This window comes from Humiphilus diazotrophicus, from assembly GCF_059726315.1.
This window is the reverse complement of the sequence record NZ_AP040871.1, coordinates 110,021-128,234: the sequence shown is the minus strand read 5'-3', so window position 1 is coordinate 128,234 and position 18,214 is coordinate 110,021. Positions and strand designations below refer to the sequence as shown.

The 18,214-nt window shown below is 48.9% G+C and carries 14 protein-coding genes; 5 read left to right on the top strand and 9 right to left on the bottom strand.

Annotation, left to right across the window (positions count from 1 at the left end; all coding sequences use genetic code 11):
* Window positions 1-12: 12 nt before the first annotated feature.
* Complete coding sequence (locus tag AC6I7T_RS30610) at window positions 13-945, bottom strand: hypothetical protein (protein WP_497795190.1); 933 nt, start codon at window positions 943-945, stop codon at window positions 13-15.
* A 182-nt stretch (window positions 946-1,127) separates the two neighbouring features.
* Window positions 1,128-1,583 (bottom strand): Lrp/AsnC family transcriptional regulator, encoded by a 456-nt coding sequence (locus tag AC6I7T_RS30605; RefSeq protein ID WP_497795188.1) that lies wholly within the window; start codon window positions 1,581-1,583, stop codon window positions 1,128-1,130.
* Between the two features lie 96 nt (window positions 1,584-1,679).
* Between AC6I7T_RS30605 and AC6I7T_RS30600 the strand changes: the two genes are divergently transcribed.
* Window positions 1,680-2,165 (top strand): DUF2000 domain-containing protein, encoded by a 486-nt coding sequence (locus AC6I7T_RS30600; protein WP_497795187.1) that lies wholly within the window; start codon window positions 1,680-1,682, stop codon window positions 2,163-2,165.
* Between the two features lie 161 nt (window positions 2,166-2,326).
* On the opposite strand, the gene AC6I7T_RS30595 is transcribed toward AC6I7T_RS30600, so the two are convergent.
* Entirely contained in the window at window positions 2,327-2,914 is a 588-nt protein-coding gene (locus AC6I7T_RS30595; RefSeq protein WP_497795185.1) for a TetR/AcrR family transcriptional regulator, read from the bottom strand.
* A 118-nt stretch (window positions 2,915-3,032) separates the two neighbouring features.
* Here AC6I7T_RS30595 and AC6I7T_RS30590 point away from each other — a divergent pair, with 118 nt between their 5' ends.
* The 3 genes from AC6I7T_RS30590 (at window position 3,033) to AC6I7T_RS30580 (ending at window position 7,556) form a co-directional block, all read left to right on the top strand.
* Window positions 3,033-3,935 (top strand): aldo/keto reductase family oxidoreductase, encoded by a 903-nt coding sequence (locus AC6I7T_RS30590; protein WP_497795184.1) that lies wholly within the window; start codon window positions 3,033-3,035, stop codon window positions 3,933-3,935.
* 431 nt (window positions 3,936-4,366) lie between these two features.
* Window positions 4,367-6,109 carry a glycoside hydrolase family 13 protein gene (locus AC6I7T_RS30585; protein ID WP_497795182.1) on the top strand — a complete coding sequence of 581 codons (1,743 nt, stop codon included), beginning with the start codon at window positions 4,367-4,369 and terminating at the stop codon, window positions 6,107-6,109.
* 994 nt (window positions 6,110-7,103) lie between these two features.
* Window positions 7,104-7,556 carry a hypothetical protein gene (locus AC6I7T_RS30580; protein WP_497795180.1) on the top strand — a complete coding sequence of 151 codons (453 nt, stop codon included), beginning with the start codon at window positions 7,104-7,106 and terminating at the stop codon, window positions 7,554-7,556.
* A 308-nt stretch (window positions 7,557-7,864) separates the two neighbouring features.
* Here AC6I7T_RS30580 and AC6I7T_RS30575 read toward each other — a convergent pair whose 3' ends face one another.
* The 4 genes from AC6I7T_RS30575 to AC6I7T_RS30560 all read right to left on the bottom strand — a co-directional run bounded on the left by AC6I7T_RS30575 (window position 7,865) and on the right by AC6I7T_RS30560 (window position 11,830).
* The gene (locus AC6I7T_RS30575; protein ID WP_497795178.1) at window positions 7,865-9,781 is read right to left on the bottom strand and encodes a GGDEF domain-containing protein; all 1,917 of its coding nucleotides are present in this window, start codon (window positions 9,779-9,781) and stop codon (window positions 7,865-7,867) included.
* A 485-nt stretch (window positions 9,782-10,266) separates the two neighbouring features.
* On the bottom strand, window positions 10,267-11,127 hold the full coding sequence (locus AC6I7T_RS30570) for a class I SAM-dependent methyltransferase (protein WP_497795177.1): 861 nt from the start codon (window positions 11,125-11,127) through the stop codon (window positions 10,267-10,269).
* 186 nt (window positions 11,128-11,313) lie between these two features.
* Entirely contained in the window at window positions 11,314-11,673 is a 360-nt protein-coding gene (locus AC6I7T_RS30565; protein WP_497795175.1) for a hypothetical protein, read from the bottom strand.
* Window positions 11,663-11,830, bottom strand: coding sequence for a ribbon-helix-helix protein, CopG family (locus tag AC6I7T_RS30560; protein WP_497795174.1), 168 nt, complete (start codon window positions 11,828-11,830; stop codon window positions 11,663-11,665). Before AC6I7T_RS30560 ends, AC6I7T_RS30565 begins: the two co-directional genes overlap by 11 nt.
* A 458-nt stretch (window positions 11,831-12,288) precedes the next feature.
* On the opposite strand from AC6I7T_RS30560, the gene AC6I7T_RS30555 reads away from it, so the two are divergent.
* Window positions 12,289-13,371, top strand: a complete 1,083-nt coding sequence (locus AC6I7T_RS30555; protein ID WP_497795172.1) for a PP2C family protein-serine/threonine phosphatase — start codon at window positions 12,289-12,291, stop codon at window positions 13,369-13,371.
* Between the two features lie 148 nt (window positions 13,372-13,519).
* Here the strand turns inward: AC6I7T_RS30555 and argH are convergent, their stop codons facing one another.
* Together argH and AC6I7T_RS30545 are read right to left on the bottom strand one after the other, a co-directional pair.
* Window positions 13,520-15,040, bottom strand: coding sequence for an argininosuccinate lyase (gene argH / locus AC6I7T_RS30550; RefSeq protein WP_497795171.1), 1,521 nt, complete (start codon window positions 15,038-15,040; stop codon window positions 13,520-13,522).
* A gap of 19 nt (window positions 15,041-15,059) precedes the next feature.
* Window positions 15,060-18,011 (bottom strand): TonB-dependent receptor, encoded by a 2,952-nt coding sequence (locus tag AC6I7T_RS30545; RefSeq protein WP_497795170.1) that lies wholly within the window; start codon window positions 18,009-18,011, stop codon window positions 15,060-15,062.
* Window positions 18,012-18,214: the final 203 nt, after the last annotated feature.

The following is an 18,214-nucleotide window of genomic DNA, read 5'->3' as shown; positions in this document are numbered from 1 at the left end:
TTTCTCTTGTGATCATTTCTGCAAATTCTGTACTGCCTGTCCAACCCGTTTAGCGGTATCGGCGAAGGACTCCACTGCATCCACGAAGGTTGCCAGATCAGTTATATTTGGCCTGGGAGTAGCAGCGAATTTCACTAAGGCGTCGTTTGCCTTTTTCATCGCCTCCAGTCCTTCTACGGGGCGGGCAGTCAAGAAATTCTCCCAGCGATCTTCTCCTGCAGAGATAGCATCGGCATATTGTTTTAGTTTTTCCGAGTTCGCCGCGGTACCCTTTTGAAATTCCTGATTGTACTGGTCGATCAGTGCGACGCGTCTGGCCGAATACTGGGTCCTCTTCCGTTCGTAGGCAAGCTGGGCATCAGTCTCAATAGCACCGATCAACTCATTAACAGGACTGGAACCAGCGCTGACTGCTTTCTTCAACGCACTCTCGATGTTCTGTTCGGCGAAAGACTGCAAGATATCACCCAGGATCGGCAATACTTTATCTGCAGCGGATCTAAACTGTTTATCATCTTCTCCCGTCAGTGTCTTTATCTCTCCGGAAAGATTGGTCATCGCCTTCTGTAGATCAGATACTCGAGTTTTGATGTTCTGAGGAGCACTGCTATTGGCCAGCTGATAGAGCAGTTCGGTATAGTCGGACAGCTCATCGAGCGCCTTCAGCCTTGCGGCTATTCCCTCCTTACTGAAAACCTGAACTTGCTCAATTTCACGCAGCTGTATTTGCTGCATCTTGCTGGCATGCTCATAAATGTATTGGTCGCGCTCTACTTTATTGATCTCAGTTAAATAGCTTTTGGTGGCTTGAATTACGACATTGGAAGCATCACGAAATTTACCGACCGGAGCCTTATACTCCGATGGCTTAGCACAACCAATGGACAGGAAAACAATGACGGTACAGAGGTATCCTAAAAGAGATCTTCCTGCAAGCTTCTTCATCTAGTTCTCTTGCTCCTAAAGCGCGCCTCAGCTTACATCAAATAATTGCTTGAAGTAAATCTTCTATTTCTTCAAATTTGTACGATTCAATTACTGCCCGAGGACTCTACACATTCCCAGGATAATGACCACGGCTAATATTTAGACCCATACTACGGTATCCCGCGGATCGCACCTCAGCCTCACGTCCATCGTATGGTCTCTCCGAGAATGAGTGAGGTATTCGTTTCCTGTACACCGGCCTTCGAGCGAAGAACTTCAATGAGCTGAACCAGATCTGTCTGATCTCTGCAGGCAACTCGGAGACGAAAGTCGAGTGCCCCTGTCATTGCTGTCATGCTGAGAACACTCGAGAATTTCATAGCTACTGTCTCGAACATCTTCGCGCTGGTTCCCGGCTTTAAGCGGACATCTACGTATGCTTCAAGAGATTGGCCAAGCTTGGCTTGATCGAAATCTGCATGAAAACCTCGAATAACGCCTGAAACGACGAGTTTTCGGACGCGCTCTGCTGTTGTATTAGGGCTCAAATGTATTTTGTTCCCTAAATCTCTAAAACTTATCCGGGCATTCGCGAGCAATTCACGAAGAATTCTTCGGTCGATAGCATCTATCACCGCATTTTTGTCTGTAGGCATCGTCAATTAAGGCTCCGAACAGAAGAAAACACTGAAATCATCCAGCTTGCCTCATTTTCAGCGCTTACCGTGAGTCTCTTGAGAGATAAATAGTCCATGGATACATTTCTAGAGCAAAATACGGCTCCTTGCATCAAAGAAAATCTGAAATCTCGCGATCATTCTTCGCAGCTTCATTGCCCGGAGCGATGTGTTCTGATCATGCAGAGAGGCTTGCCCATAGGTCGCTTAGTAAACGCCTGTGCAATCCTTTCAATCACAATTGGCCAACGTTATCCGCAAATTGTAGGCTCTCAATGGAGCGACAATTCTGGAATATCTCACGCGGGTATTACACGCATTGGAATTCCGGTACTCACAGCATTGCCTGAAGAACTAAAGACTATTCGAGAGAAGGCTAGATCGAGCTGCTGTGAGGTGGTTGATTGCCCCGCTTTTGCCCAGAGAACAATGAACTACGAAGAATTTGTTTCTGAAATGCAAGCTTGTGCTCCGGAAGAAATCGATTATCTCGGTCTAGCGTTGATCGGAGAAAAGAGGACAATCAGCACAATTACGAAAAAATTAGGCTTGCTGCAATAAGAAAAAACGGCAAAACCTCTCGTGCTTCCCCCGGAATCATATTCAATGCGTTTTTGATTCGCGAAGGAGAGAGTAACCACATTAGGCATCACCGTGGGACGGGATACCGGCAACGCATATTCGTCGAAAGCGCTTCCTGCCAGACTCAAGGATGCATTTTGCTAAGAACACGTTTCGAGATAGGCGCGCATCATAACTGCAAGCTCCCTTTTCAGCGACTCATAATGTCTCCCGGGAGAGGAAGACTCAATGAGTCTTCGACTTACCCCAACCATCGCCGATTGAATCATCGCAGCTACCAGTTGTGGATCCTTTAGCAGCGGCTCACGAGCGGTTGCGAGTGCGGAAACAACCGCTCGATTGATCCGTTTAGCAATGTCTTGCACAATCTTCGCTCCTTCTATATCGGACATCACGGAGTGAAGCGCCACGCTAGTCTTCAATTCCTTCATCTTGATCTCAAGAAAGGCATCCACGATTCTCGTCACCATTTCGAAGAGAGTATGGCCATTCTCTTCAGCACAGGACTGCTCCATCAGGTCCGCAACCGACTCAAGGTGCCTTCTTAAGGCTGCCTGAAGAAGTGCACTTTTGTTCGGGAAATACTGATAGAGGGTTCCGACGGACACACCCGCACGATGTGCTACGCGAGTCGTCGTCAAGCGTTCTTTTCCTACACTAACCAAAACCTGAATAGTTGCATCAAGGATTGACTGTACACTGGTATTCGAACGTGCCTGAACAGGCAATTTACGAGGCTCCAATAGGATTGACCGCTGACGGGGCAAATGCGAACTCCTAACCTGAAGTTTCCTTCATCTAATATCCGATCGCGAAAAACGCGAGCAAGCAGCGGAGGAAAGTAACATGACACAATCAGTTCATCTCGGCGGGACCTTTACCTTTCCTGGAACTTCAATGAAGGTTAGCCGTATGGGATATGGGGCGATGCAATTGGCAGGACCTCACGTATGGGGTCCTCCTCGCGACCGGGATCAAGCAATCGCAGTTTTGCGCGAAGCGGTTGCCTCGGGAGTAAATCACATCGACACCAGCGATTTTTATGGCCCACATGTAACCAATCAGATCATCAAAGAAGCGCTTCATCCCTATCGCGAGGACCTCGTCATTGTAACCAAAGTCGGGGCACGACGGGGAGAGGACAAATCCTGGATGCCAGCTCTTTCGCGCCAGGAGCTAATCGACGGAGTACACGATAATCTTCGCAATCTCGGGGTAGATGCTCTCGATATTGTCAATCTCCGCGTCGGGGGACTAGCAGCTCCAGCAGATGGACCAATAGAGGCTGAGTTCTCAGTTCTCGCCGAACTCAAGGAACAGGGAAAGATTAAGGAACTTGGTCTTAGCAACATCACGCCTACACAACTCCGAAAGGCACAGAAGATCGCTCCAGTCGTCTGCGTGCAAAACTTGTACAACCTTGCACATCGTGACGATGACAGCTTTCTTGATGAGCTAGCGATGCAAGGTATCGCTTATGTGCCATTCTTTCCGCTCGGAGGATTTACGCCTCTACAGTCTTCTGTTCTGGACAATACGGCATCATCTCTCGGAACTACTCCTATGCAGCTAGCCTTAGCCTGGTTGCTCCAACGCAGTCCTAATATTCTGCTAATTCCAGGTACCGCAAATTTGCAGCATCTTAGAGAAAACCTCCAAGCAGCTGAAATCGATCTTTCTACCGAAGTAGTTAGCCAGCTCGACTCTATAGCAAACGACGCCAACAAGACAGAGCTGACAGCGAATTGACCCTCGATTTCAAAGACAAAGCGGGTGATTTATCAGAGATTCGAAAGACATATCGACTCTGTCGATCACCCCTTTTGCCTCACTGCCCATCGTTTCCAAACTCCCAGACGCAATCGCCCGTCAAAGAGCGGCAATACACGAGGATAACCGGAATCCGAAGCCGCTCCGATAGTCAACATGCTTAGGTACAAATTACGAAAGCCAAGTCCACCCGGGCGTTGAGATCTTTCTCCTTTATTTTGCACCATAAACAGGCCCGCTTCGCGCTCTGGGCAAGTGAAAAATCTATCGTGAATCTATTCAGGTTGCATAAAACTCCCTGACTCTTCAGAAACACTGAAAAACAAAAATCTCGCCAGCCCTTATCTCTGAATTGACCGCCGAGCATCTCTCCAGGAAGAATATCCATGCTGCGTATACGGGAGGGATTTATGAGACTCATTTACTTCCTACTTTGCGCCATTCTGCTGACTGCACCATCCGGTTTTGCCCAACAGGGGAGCTCAAAGGGACAACCGACAACAGCCACAACTCATGATGAATGGTGGAAGCATGCTGTCATTTACGAAATCTATCCACGCAGCTTTCAAGATTCTGACAACAACGGAACCGGCGACATCAAGGGAATCGAACACCGTTTGGACTATCTAAAAGATCTTGGAGTTGATGCGATCTGGATTACTCCGATGTACCCTTCGCCCCAGATCGACTTTGGTTATGACATAGCCGATTACGAAACCATTGATCCGCAGTACGGAAGCATGGGTGACTTCGATTCATTGATGCAGGCCGCAAAAGCGAGAGGACTCCGGGTCATCATGGATCTGGTCTTGAACCACACCTCCGACCAGCACCCCTGGTTTAAAGAATCCCGCTCATCCCGGACAAACCCGAAGCGAGACTGGTATATCTGGCGCGACGGGAAAAACGGAGGACCTCCCAACAACTGGCAATCGTGGTTCGGACACTCGGCCTGGACACTCGATCCCACAACGGGCCAATACTACTACCACTACTTTTATGTTCAACAACCGGATCTAAACTGGCGCAATCCGGAAGTACGCAAGGCTATGTATGACGTACTGCGTTTCTGGCTGAATAAGGGGGTCGCAGGCTTTCGCCTGGACGCGGTCTCACGCCTATTCGAAGACCCTGGATTGCATGACGATCCGTATCTTCCCGGCTACAACGCCTTTGGAGATCGCAATATTCAGCACAAATATACAGACGACCTCCCAGAAATTCATGAGATCTTCAAAGAGATTCGCAAGATTGTGGACAGCTATCCTGGGCACCCAGTCTTGCTCTCTGAGGCCGATGAGCCAACGATCACGGAACTGAGCAAGATGTACGGCACAAAGGGTGATGAGATACAACTGCCAATGGATTTTCAGATTGCCGATGTCAACGCCCTTTCTGCACCGAAATTCCAACAGCTATTCAACGAAGTAGAAAACAATCCCGCGCACGGGTGGCCGGAATACTTTTTCAGCAACCACGATCAAGCGCGGCAATGGGACCGCTATGGCGATGGACAGCATAACGATCAAATTGCCAAACTGATGGCAGTCCTGGAACTAACGCCACGCGGAACCCCGCAGATGTACTACGGCGAAGAAATAGGAATGCACAACACTGATCCGCAGCGAGTAGAAGATGTACGAGATCCGGTAGGGATTACCGGTTGGCCAAAGGATAAAGGTCGGGATGGAGAGCGCACACCGATGCAATGGACTTCCGAAATCCCTAACGCCGGTTTCACCGCGCCGAAGGTAAAGCCATGGCTACCGGTTCCACCCTATGCACGTACCGTGAATGTGGATACCGAATCCACTGATCCTCAAAGTGTCCTGAATTTTTACAAAGCTTTATTGAAGCTGCGGCATAATGAGCCGGCACTGAAATATGGTGATTTTGTAACCATCAATAATGACGATGCAAACGTCTTCAGTTTCCTGCGTCGCCCACAGTCCTCTGCGAAAGCATCCAGTCTGCTGGTCGCACTTAACATGAGCAACCGGGAGCAAAACGTGAAATTTAACCTCACGAGCTATGGTATATCAACCAAGAAGGCAAAGATGCTTCTCAGCAACTTCTCCCAGGTACAGGAGTTGAGAAGTCTCGAACGTATCGTTCTTCCAGCCTACGGCGCCATCTTGCTGGAGATCAGATAAGTTCGAAGACCTCCCTTCGCTGAAGGCAAGCTATAGCGAAATCACTTAACACCAGAACATTTTAGGTTTAGGATGGTGCATTCGAAGAGTCGCCAAGGATGATCGATCTCTGATAAGAAGAGCATGCCAATATCGAGTCTTGTTTTCAAAACCTAAAATGTTCTGGCCTCACTTTGATGACTGTCCAAGGTGACAGAATTTCGCTTACATCTCTCAGATTAAGTTTCCATCGTCCACTTAACTCCACACACAAATGATATAACTCCACTGATCTCCAAAATCAGGATAGAGTACTGCCCTTCATTGACAAAAGCACATACGCCACTATTGTCGACAAAAATCATTTTCAAGAATCACTCAAGTAGCAAACAACTTGTGCCGATAAACACTACGTCGAGCTGTCACATACGACGCTAGCAGCGAAGTCGGACGAGAAAAAGTAATTCTGTTTCGGGAGCTGTTGATAAGCATGGTTCCGCAAACCGATCGGTATCGCATAATCCCTGCTAAGCATCATTCGCAGGAGAAGGTCCTAATAAACAATATTAAAGATGACGCGGGGTAAGCCAAGCGCCGCCCACCCGGGAGGCATTTATATACTCTAGCCTGCATTATTCATGAATTTCGGATCTGGATTCTCGGAAACCCGCTTCCTATGCACACTTGAGCCCTGTTTTCGCATTCGGCCGCGACTGACAGACTGTTTGGAGGTCAAAATCCTGGAATCGAAAGAAGTGCATCATTGCTGCTTTTCAGAGACCGACAGCTATTCATGAATAATGCGGGCTAGGGTACTACTCTTGCATCCGGAATCTGAGCACTGAAAACTATTCATAGAAGCTGGCTCTTTTATGGAAAATCCACGTACTCTGATTATCTGAGCCTGTATTGCAGGTTTTATTCAGAATCAGGTAACAACAGCTTTAACAATTTTCTGTAACTGCCTTCGTACAGTTCTATAAAACCAAAATGTAATCAGAAAAGGAGAATGTTCATGCAGCATGTCAAGGAATTGTGTGGGTTTTGTGTGCCTAAAAACAAGGAGACGCGGCTTCGCCAGGCTCCTCAGGATTGGGAAGCGCATCCGTCGTGGATTGCGGGAATGGAAGCTTTGAATGCTTACGGTGACTGGGTGAGTTCGGTGGTTTTGCCAATCGCATTCCAGTGGATAGAAGAGAATAAACCAAAGGTCTATGCTAACGTACCGGAGGAACTCAAAGACGATGTGGGGGTCGTAATCGCAGAGGCCTTCAAGCTGGTAAGAGAACTTCCGGCCTACAAAGATGGACTTAAAAAAGGGGCTGCGTATGATGCAGCTATGGCCGATGGAAAGCGAGATTCCACGAAGACTAATCCAGTGTGGACGAATATTGTGAAAAAGGTTAGGACCCAAACGGCAAAAGCATTCGCAGAGCAATCCTCACTTTTAGGTGATACATCAAAGTAAGACAGAATTGCGGATCGTTAGCGTCAGTCAGTTTGGACTTGATATAGATCCAAAGGTAAATGTCTGAGTAGCCACTCTAGTATGGTTCATTAATGAACCATACTAGGGCAGTTTCGTAATACCGTAAACTTTCTAGCACCCCGTGAGGTACAGCTTTCTTTGAAAGAAAAGCCATACATCCCTCCGGGAATTCGGTCCACACTTTGCGAAAATGCCCTGAATTGCTAAGGAGTTCACAGTGTTGCTAAAAATACGCTACATACGAAGATAGGGATTAATCATCAAAAAAGCTAGCGGTAACTACATAGTTAGCTTTCGCAAAGCGGCGCGTTCCCTTCAGCAGGGATAACGCAATTGCGGCCGTTGCTTTTAGCCCGGTAGAGTGCTGTATCGACGCTTCGGATAACAGCCTCAGCTTCATCATCAGGCGAAAAGTCCGATGCTACACCAAAGCTTGCGGTCACCTGTAGCATTGTCTCTCCGTCCATAATGCACGCCGACTGAATAGCCAAACGCAGTTGTTCCGCACGGATGAGCGCATTTTCCATTTCACAACCAGGCAAAATGACAAGAAACTCTTCCCCCCCATAGCGCCCCACACAGTCGTAAGGACGCAGAAAACGCGCAAAGATTGTACTGATCTCTTTCAATACCAGGTCTCCCGCCAAGTGACCGAAGCTATCGTTTACCTTCTTGAAATGATCGATATCAATCAGGACCACACTCAGTGGTATCCTCTCTCGTCGGGAACGGTTCATTTCTTCTTGCAACCGCTCAACAATGATACGGTGATTCCAAAGACCAGTCAGCCCGTCATGCTCAGCATGGTGGCGCATCCGCTTGCTTTCGCGCATCAGTTCCACCTTCTCGCGTTCTAGCGCGTCCTGACGACGCTGGTCTTCGAGAACACTGACATAAACAGCGTAAACAATAGCAATGAGGAGGAGGGCGCCGGTAAGCGTGTACACCGAGATCGCACTGCCACCGATAGTGAAAAGCGGCGAGTCAATACTCGATGCAATAGACCAATCGGTGAATTGGCGGCCTTGTTTGAGTGCGTTGCGAACGACATTAATCATCTCGTCCAGGAAAGCCGTAACAGCTACCAACCAGGGAGCCAGATCAAGCTGCTTACGCTTAAAGAGCGCATAGCTGGCTAGAATCAAAGGAAAAGCTTCAAGCAAAGTACTGATGCAGGCCGAAACGCCATCAGCGGTCTGAACCAGTCTGCTCCACTGAGGTTGCCAACTGACCGCAATTAGCAATCCGTCCAAAGTGCCATTGACGAAACAAATGCAAGCAAGAATTCGAGTGAGTCGGGTTATCGCACGATTTTCCTTCAGTGGAAGAAGCCAGAGAAGGAGAAACCAAAGCGATATGTGACGCAAGGAAATTAAGGATTGTCCAGTTCCCATCGCCAGAATGTAGGGCCATTGGATGTGAGCATCTAGGAGAAGGAGACCAATAGGTGGAATCAGGGCATAACCTGTCATCCAGAACAGGACACCCCGAGCAGGGCTTCGCCACCAGAGAAGGAGACTCAAGAGGGCGACTGTAGCGCAGAGAAGATTTTCGCCAAAAAGAAATTGCTGGCTACGCAACCACTGATAATCGAGAGCAGCTTTGGCGGTGGCGATGGCTTCGGAGCTCCCGATCAAAGCTGCTGTTCTAAAACCACCCCAATGGCCGGAATCATCCGAGAGTAAAGGGGCCTTCCAGACACGCACGGAGAGAATGCCTCGCTGTATTGGCCCAAGCGCAAAGACTTGTGCTGACTGGGAAAAGTACCAAACCGGATGAGGTGGAAGCTTGCCATTTTGCCCAATGAGTGACCCGTTCCAATAGATTTCGTATGCATCATTGATCTTCGGAACTAGAAGCGAAAATTGCGATGAAATGCCGGGCGCAGGGGTAAACGCAATGGAACACCGGTACCAAGCGAAACCTGTGTAACGCGCATGACCTTGCTCTACCCACGGCCGGTCTGTTGCGAGCTGCTCCCAGTCAGAGCTATCAAAAGCGGGATTTGCCCATACACGATCATCACCAAGATGGAATTGGCAAGGGCCACGGAGGGTGGCAGTTCCCTTGCCGAGTCCCTCAATGACGATGGGAGTGCTCGGAATGATCTTCGTGCTCCCTTGCGCTGCATCTGCCCAAAAGGCGGTGAAGACAACCACCGCAATGACAGCCACACGAGCAAGAGAGAAGATGTATGAAGGCATATGCTCAGCTTACAGATTCAGATTTATGCAGCAATTTGGATTGGTTCATATCCTCAAGGCATATATAGATTCAATGGCACAGGGGAAATCTGTCAGATCCCGGAGACGAAGCTGAACCAACAGAACATGCGTAGTCCAGAATTCGTACCTCTCGGGGCCGGTAGCGTTTATAGATACAACTCGTAATCATAGTAGACACAAGGCACTGAGGTTTTAACATAAAAAATACAAACAAAGTAGCCTGTAGACTTCTCTCTGTTCATATCAAGTTAATCGGGCTGGGATTTTAGCCGAAAGCACCTCCGCTGTAAAACAGAAGGCCAGGACAAAGCCTCCTCCATGTAAAATGGTAGGAGTGTCAGCAGACACCTTCAGACTTCCAATTGCTGATTCTCAGCCGCCAACAACCTGGGCCTATCGCTTTGTTCGAAAAAACATGTCATGCCTGGGCTAACAGGCCACAACACCATTCGTGTTGGAACCTACTAGGTAGCCGCCACCAAGAGTTCTTCCGCATTATTCGGCGGGCGAAAGCCATCTGCTCTATCGGCAAAATAACGCTGGGCAAGAGTATCTGCCGACACATGTCGAGCATCTCTGAAGCCAGCTTCACGAGCTAATCTCACCATTTCCTCCGGAGTAAAGAAGCTGATGAAAGGTGTTCCACTTGCACGTGCGCCCTTCTCCGCCAGCTGAAGCCCCGGTCGTACTTCGGGATCTGCGAGATCCAGTGGTAGCAAGAATGTCATCGCGAACGTCGCTCGCGGAGTGAGTTCCGCTACCTGGCGCAACGTGGCTATTACGGCATCCCTGGTGAGATACATGCTGACTCCGGTTGAGGCCACGACTACGGATTCACCGGAATTGAAACCGGCAGGATCCAACCGCTGACGCCAAGTATCGCCCGCCTCGAAGTCCATGGGTACAAATCTTAGATATTCCGAAATGCCAAAGCCAAGTTCGATTAAGCGTTGTTTCTTCCAAGCTTGAGGCCCCGGTTGATCGACTTCAAATACGAGCATGCGGGAGGCAATTTCCGGTCTGCGCTGAACGAACGTATCCAGCCCGGCACCTAGGATGACGTACTGGCTGACACCTTGGCTAACCTGTTCGACGACCAAATCCTCGATGAAGCGAGCACGAGCCACGATAGAAGCACGGAAAAGGCTCGTTGCATGCGGATCCATATCCGGGCGGCTACGCCATCCCTCGTCGGGAGCTACCAACTGCAAACCGATCTCATCTTCAATTACATGTGGCGGCGAATCGACCTGTACGTGCATGGCCCGCCATAGAGCAACTCGTACTGCCGTGCTATCCGGCATCGCTATCCTCGTATCAGGCATAAGCCACTTCTCCTCTGGTTTACGAGTTCCAGAACATTCAGGCTTTAATGTGTTCGATCACAGAACGAGGAAGTGTAATCATTCCCTTCCCTCTTAGTTTGTCAATTGCAGACAAAGAGGAGACCGATACTTCGGAGGAATGATCCCGCCTGTGTTCGTTCTGCTCTATTCCCAAACATAAAAGCGCTAACGCTTCTTTATTGATTGCAATGGGGCTTCTACGGCGATATTCCGTCCATCGGGGTCGGCTAGCAGCATTTGCAGAGCAGGCCAGTGCTGTTTCTCGAATGGCTGTACGACAGTGCCGCTATGAGGGGGTGTAAACTGCGATGCATCCTCGACAGCCAGACCTAACGTGACTTGAAGAGGATGATCGTGCGGCCGTTCAGCAACGAAGATGTAGGGACCTCCATTCGGATGGCGCAGGCGGCCCGAGTTGTGATCGGTCTCGAATTCGAGTTCGTAACCCAGATCGCGCCAAAAGGCAACAGTGCTACCCCAATTGTGGGTTTCGATCAGAATGCCGTCGATGCCTTTAGTTTTCATGCTTCCTCCGTTTTCTCCGGTACTCGTCGAGATAGGAGCGCAGCGCCTCCGCAACAATTGCCGACAGCGACTGCTCGGTCTCGACGGCGTGATGTTTGACCTCGCGAATCAGCTCGGCCGGCAGATATACGTTGAACTGTTTCACGTCGTCCGACATGCTAGCATGCTAGCAATCTAGCATCGCAACGTCAAGATTCGGAGTTTACGTATTCGATATAACGACCTTGAGCCGTCGACACGTCAGCCGAACTTCATGCCTAGAGCAAAACCAGCGTAGGTGTATCCCGAGCCACAACTCCCTACGCAGGTTTTCCGTCGAGAAAACCTGCACATCGCGGAATTTGGATAGGACATAGTAACGCTGGTTTTGCTCTAAACCGGCCCACGATGCATTCGCAACTCTTAAGTGGTGAAAAGAACGGCATAATCTGTATTGCGGTAATCAACGGCGTTATCCCCAATCGCCGCAAAGATGATTAGATCGTAACTCGTTGATAATGATTGAGATATCTAATGCCGCCCCGCCAATCAACTCGAGAATATAGGGATCAGGGACAAACAATCTGGCACTTAACTGCCAGAAACCGATCATCTCCCTTACCATAGAATTCTTCTATGGAAAGCCCCTACGGCGAACTGAACATCGACGAGTATCTGCGCAAACGGTTAATGCCGGTCGAGGGAGCGATTCCCCGTATACCGGGAATCGAGATGTATGGGAATTCCATTCCTGCAGAAAGCGTTGGTGGAGACCTATTTGAATACATCAACTTCCAACAGCGCTATGACATAGATGCCCGCATCCAGCGTGCACTGGAGCTGTCACAAGAATATCTGGAACCGTTACCGCCCGGCGAGTTACCCCGCAATTCTGTCGATGACCATGTCGAATGGCTAAAGTGCAGACCGGATTATGAGCCCAGGATGGAGATTGAGTACAGAAATGCCCGCAGTTCGGAGCAAGTGCGGGTCGCAGAGGTTCTAAAAGACCTCTATACCACTGCAGGTGTGCTGCTGGTAGATGCCCAGGGGCATGGGATCATTTCTGCGAAGATTGCCTCGACGGTACACGATACCTTCCACGCCTTCATGCTCTCCGAACTCGATCGTAGAGGGAAGACGACTCCGGAGTTGTTCGAAAAGATCAACCTCCGACTAGCCCAATCCGTTACAGCTCGGAATGCCCTCGGTCGAAGCGAACAAGATACCACCCGCGAAATTGCAACTATGCTCTATGGAGAAATCCACCCTCACGGTAATTTCCGGTTCGTAAATTTTGGACATCCTCCACCGCTAGTATTCTCTGCCGAATATCGCAGATTTCTCGAAGTGGACAGAAATCGCATGGTACAGTTCATGGCGCTCGGACTGCAGATCCCTCAGGATCATCCTGATCGCAAAAGATATTTCTCCATGCAGTTTCGCTCACGGCGTGCAAGCTCGATCGATGTAGCCGAAATTACACTGATGAGCCCGGGCGATATTTTGTTCCTTTATAGCGATGGAGTTTACGATGGTAGCGATGAGGAAGAACTCCGGCAACTCGAAGCAGTAATGTGCGATCACTATCGCGAGCCGGCAAAAAACATCTGTAACGCTCTCCTGGAGTATGCCGTAAAAGCGGACGATCATTTGCGCCAAAGCGGAGAGCCCGATCGAATTGACGATAAAACCGTCTTCATCATCAAGAGGTGCTGAGCGCAGTACTTCTTGATGATCCCGATTGAGTCCTACTCAAACAGGTCGGGAGCATGGAATCCCAGCAGCAGTAATAGCTCCACATTCTGGGTAAAAATGACTGCAGAAGAACCTCGCTTCAGCAAGATGTCCCGCTCAGTGCCCTCTTTCATCTCTCGCGTAGTTCTGTTTCCAGACTGGCAATCAGATTTTCGCTCTCCTGTTGAGTTCTCTCTGATGCCCGGGCCAGATGATTAAGCCTTTCTTCCAGCCAACTACGGTCTTCATGCAAGATTTCTTCCGACTTTCGTATTTCCGGTTCCAGAACAGCCAGAGCTGTACCGCCAATAACACTGCGTATTTCGACGAAGTATTTTGCGTCCAGGGCTTGTTTAAGGACAGAGGTATTAAACCGAATCTCCTGACCGGTAACCTCAGGAAATATCGCCTCTACGGCACTAACCATTTTCTCTCGATCATAAACACCCTTGAGCACCTTTACAGCTTTGCTCACGATCTCATGGGCGGTTCGAAAACTGAGATCGCTCATTCGCACTAGCGTATCTGCAAGTTCAGTCACGGTGAGAAAGTTCTTCTCTGCACACTCAGCCATCCGCTCCACGCGGATTTCAGCTTCACTTAAGGCTCCGGCTGCAAGATGTAAGCTTCTCTGTGCACAATCGAAAGCCTCATAGATCCGAGGCTGCAGATCATCTTCACTGTCGTTAATGTCACTGTAAGGCGTATTGTGCAGACTCCCCAGAACAGCCTGCGCCTCCATCATGGCTCTACTGGCCAGAATACGAACATGTTCAAAGGGAACCGGATTTCTCTTCTGAGGCATGATGCTGCTGATCTGCACATATGCATCGCTTAATCGGATATAGTCGAACTCCGCAGTGCTCCACAGCAGCAAATCCTGCATAAGCCGGCCAACATTCAGCATGCAGACAGCCAGGACTGCGCAACTTTCAGTAAGATAATCGACCGATGCAATCGCTCCATAGGAATTTACCTGCAATCCCTCGAAACCAAGAAGCTCGGCTGTATAGCTTCGATCAATAGGAAAACCAGTGGTGGTAATAGCGCAGGCACCCAAAGGCGAGCGATTAACCCGTTCATAAGCAGAACGAAGTCGCTCAGTATCCCTCTCCAGGCATTCCACCATAGCCATTAAATAATGGCCCAAAGTCGTGGGCTGCGCCGGCTGGTTATGTGTGTAGGCAGGCATCAAGGAAGCACGATGCTTCCATGCCAGTGCAACGAGTTCTTCCCTGAACTCCAATATGGTTCTAATTGTCTCTGCAATACGTAATCGCAAGACCATTCGATACATCGTCAGGTCTATATCATTACGACTTCGCGCCGTATGCATCTTGCCTGCATTATCTGCTCCGCAAAGACTCGCCAGCTTCCCTTCCATATAGAAAAAGAGATCTTCAAACGACCCGTCATAGACTGCATCGCGAATCTCATTGAGATCCAAAACCTTCAAGGCTCGTAAACAGGCCGCAGCCTGCCCCCGATCAAGAATGTCCTGTTTAGCCAGCATCAAGGTATGGGCATATTGAATTTCCAGTAGGGGATGAAGAAAGTATCTTTTGGCATCCCTAAAAACCTGCTCGAGCACCGTTTTGCGATAAGTCGGAGCAGGAAACTCGGACTTCTGCTCTTTCTGCATATCACCCATTGCAGCCTTCCCGCTGGATCTAGAAATCTATCTTCGCTCCGAATTGAAGAATGCGCGCTTCCAAAACGGTACTTGTCGGAGCAAATGTCGGAGCTGTCCTTATCGATCCCACAGGGTGAAGAGCATCTGCAGGATTGGTGTAGACAGTAGCAGTTGCGTTGATTGAAGTGAAGTTCGAATGATTCGCAATATTGTTGCACTCAATCAAAATTTTGGGTTGCACACGCTCAAAAAAGGTTCCCAGACTACGTGTATAACGCACATCAACCTGATAGATGTCTGGGCCTCTGACCGAGTTGCGCCCGACAAAAAGAGGACGACTACTCGCGTTTGCATCGCCATTAAGAGCCTGGCTAACTGTAATATTCTGCTGGTCCCCCGAAGTAAACAGACCGAGAAAAGCAAAACTGTTATTTTTGAAAATTTGGCTCAAGAGATGGTTCCCGAACTTCGTCTGGGTATCATAAACCGCACTCAAGGTGAGTGCATTCGGACGGTTGACCCCGCTATTCCCACGATCCCGATTAGGATTGGCCGGGTCTTCAACCGGAGTGCTGAATTCATAGGAATTGCCTTCAGGAGTATTTGCAATCGAGTGCGACCAGGTATAAGAAATGCTGGTCATCAAACCTGCGGCATAACGATGACGATAATCAACGGTGAGAGCATGATAGGAAGAGTTTGAACCAATATCAATCAAGGTGATGTTGTTGAATTGCGGGTATAGGCGGGTCGCGGCACTCACTGTACTAGAAAAAATCGGTCGTCCATCAGCAAGATATCCTGTGGGATTAATGAGGTTCATATTACGCAGGAACTGCATATTACGCCCATTTGTCATGATGTAGCCCAGCGTTAAGGAATCGTTGCCACTTAGTTGTTGAGCCACCTGCAGATTAGCATTCCATACATATTCGTTTTTAAATCGTGAAGTCAAAGCATAAATACTCTGAGCTCCCAAGCAACTGGCCGGAATGCTCTGAGGTGTATTGGGAAACGCCGGCTGGCAGGCATTTGCTGTTACTTCACTCGATGCACCACTCACGACAGCAATAAACGAGCCTGACCCTCCTGCTCCGTTGTTGTACAAAGGGTTGTACCAGCTGTTTGTGGGCGTTGCCTCATAGAATATGCCGGCATTCAACCGTAAGACCGTTGTCGCCGTTGGAGAATAAGCAAGGCCCAGCCTCGGTGCAAAATCGGCAAGCGGAGTGCGAAAGCTCCGGGTATAGATAAATGGTTCGTTTGCCGGCGGAGTGGGCGCTCGATATTGGTCATAGCGAATTCCATAGGTTGCGGACAGCTTTCTATGCACCTGCCAGGTATCCTGTGCAAAGAGATCGAAAAAGACAGAGTGGTAAGCGGCTCCCGGTTGACCGATACTCGCCTTTACATTGGAATAAACATGCGGAGAAATGCCCTTGAGTGCATTCTGATATTGTGCAATGGAAGCGAAGGTGTATTGAACGTAAACATCTGCCAGTTGGGTATCGAGATTCTGCTGAAAGCCCACGCCGAATTTCATAGTATGGGCACCCCTAATCCAGGTTAGATTGTCACTAAAGCTGGGAATCTTCTCCTGAAATTTGTCCCCGGCACCATTTGTACCTCCAAAGTTGGCTATCCCGGAAATTGTTACCATCGGACCAGTTCCGGTCAGAACTCCAGGAATGTGATGCTGGTTTCGATATGGCCAGGAAGCGCGAAACTCGTTCAATAGTGTCGGAGTGAAGGTTGTGATCAACTGTGTGCCAATGATGTGCGCCCGGTCTCGAAAATCGGAAGAGGCATCGAGAGCATAGAGCCCACCGACATTTGTGTTGTACGGGTAGGTATTGCGGAAATAATTGTAGCGGACAAAGAACTGATTCTTCTTATTGATGTTCCAATCGGCCCGGATATCGAACCACTGTGCCCGCTGTACACTCGGAGCCGTATTAAAAATGGTTGGGCTTACCCCAAGCGCAGCCAAACTAGCTTGTGTTGCAGAAGTAATTGCTACCGGTTGAGGAGAGGCGCGTTTCAAATGCTCGTAGGCTGAATAGAGAAAAAACTTGTTCCTGATAACCGGCCCCCCAATATTTCCTATCCAGTCATCGACATGAAGATCGGGCTTACGCTTACCATTAGGAGCTGTTGTATCGCAGTTTTGGAGAATAGGGCAGGAACTGGCAGCTTTGGGCCTCCAGATATATTGAGCCGTTCCATGAAGAGTATTGGTTCCCTGTCCGGTTATGACGTTGTAGATGATTCCAGCAGTATTGCCGAATTCGGGTGCAAAACTATTCGAAACTGTATTGATTTCCTTTACGTAAGAGTCAGAGATGGCAAAAAGGCGTAAGCCATAACGATCCGATTCCGTATCGACCATTCCATCCAGCTGATAATTCACACGATCGACAAGCCCATTCGTATTCAGTGTTCGCGGGATACCATTTTCAGGATTAGGATGCCCACTGACTCCTGGCTGAAAAAGAATGAAATTGTAGGGATTTCTTGAAGTCAAGGGAAGATTTTGAACCTCTTGCCCGCTAATCGTTCGTCCAAGGTCGACACGACTGGTTTCCAAAATTGGCGCATCACTTGTAACTGTTATTTCTTGCGCTTCCGATCCAAGCTTCAGGTGCTCATCGACAATGTCATTGCTGCCTGCCTCGATATGAATCCCTTTTTGCGTAAGCGCAGAGAAACCTGGCGATGTCGCAGATACAGAATAGATTCCGATTGGTAAATTCGGAGCTATATACACCCCATCCTCACCGGTCCTAACTTGGCGAACAAAACCAGTTTCTTCATTCCTCACCGTCACAACCGCCCCGGCAATGGCAGCACCGGTTGAATCCATAATCGTTCCATGAATTGTGCCATTTATCGATTGTGACTGTGCATAGGCGGTCGGATGATCAAAGACCACCCAATAGAGGATAGCTAGTACTGCGCAGAATACGGTCCTACGAGCAAAACTATACATAGGCACTCCTACTGGGGAATGGAGCAGCGGATCTATAGAACTCTCACTTTGACCGAAGCTGAGAAATGAATCTACTACAGCGTCAGTTTTGAAAGCTGAAACACAAATACGGTAGGGCTCAAACCCTGCCGAGAGACCATCTCTGTATCTACATCAAATGTCAAAAGGGTTAAATTGTGGATGAAGCGACTGCACTCTACATA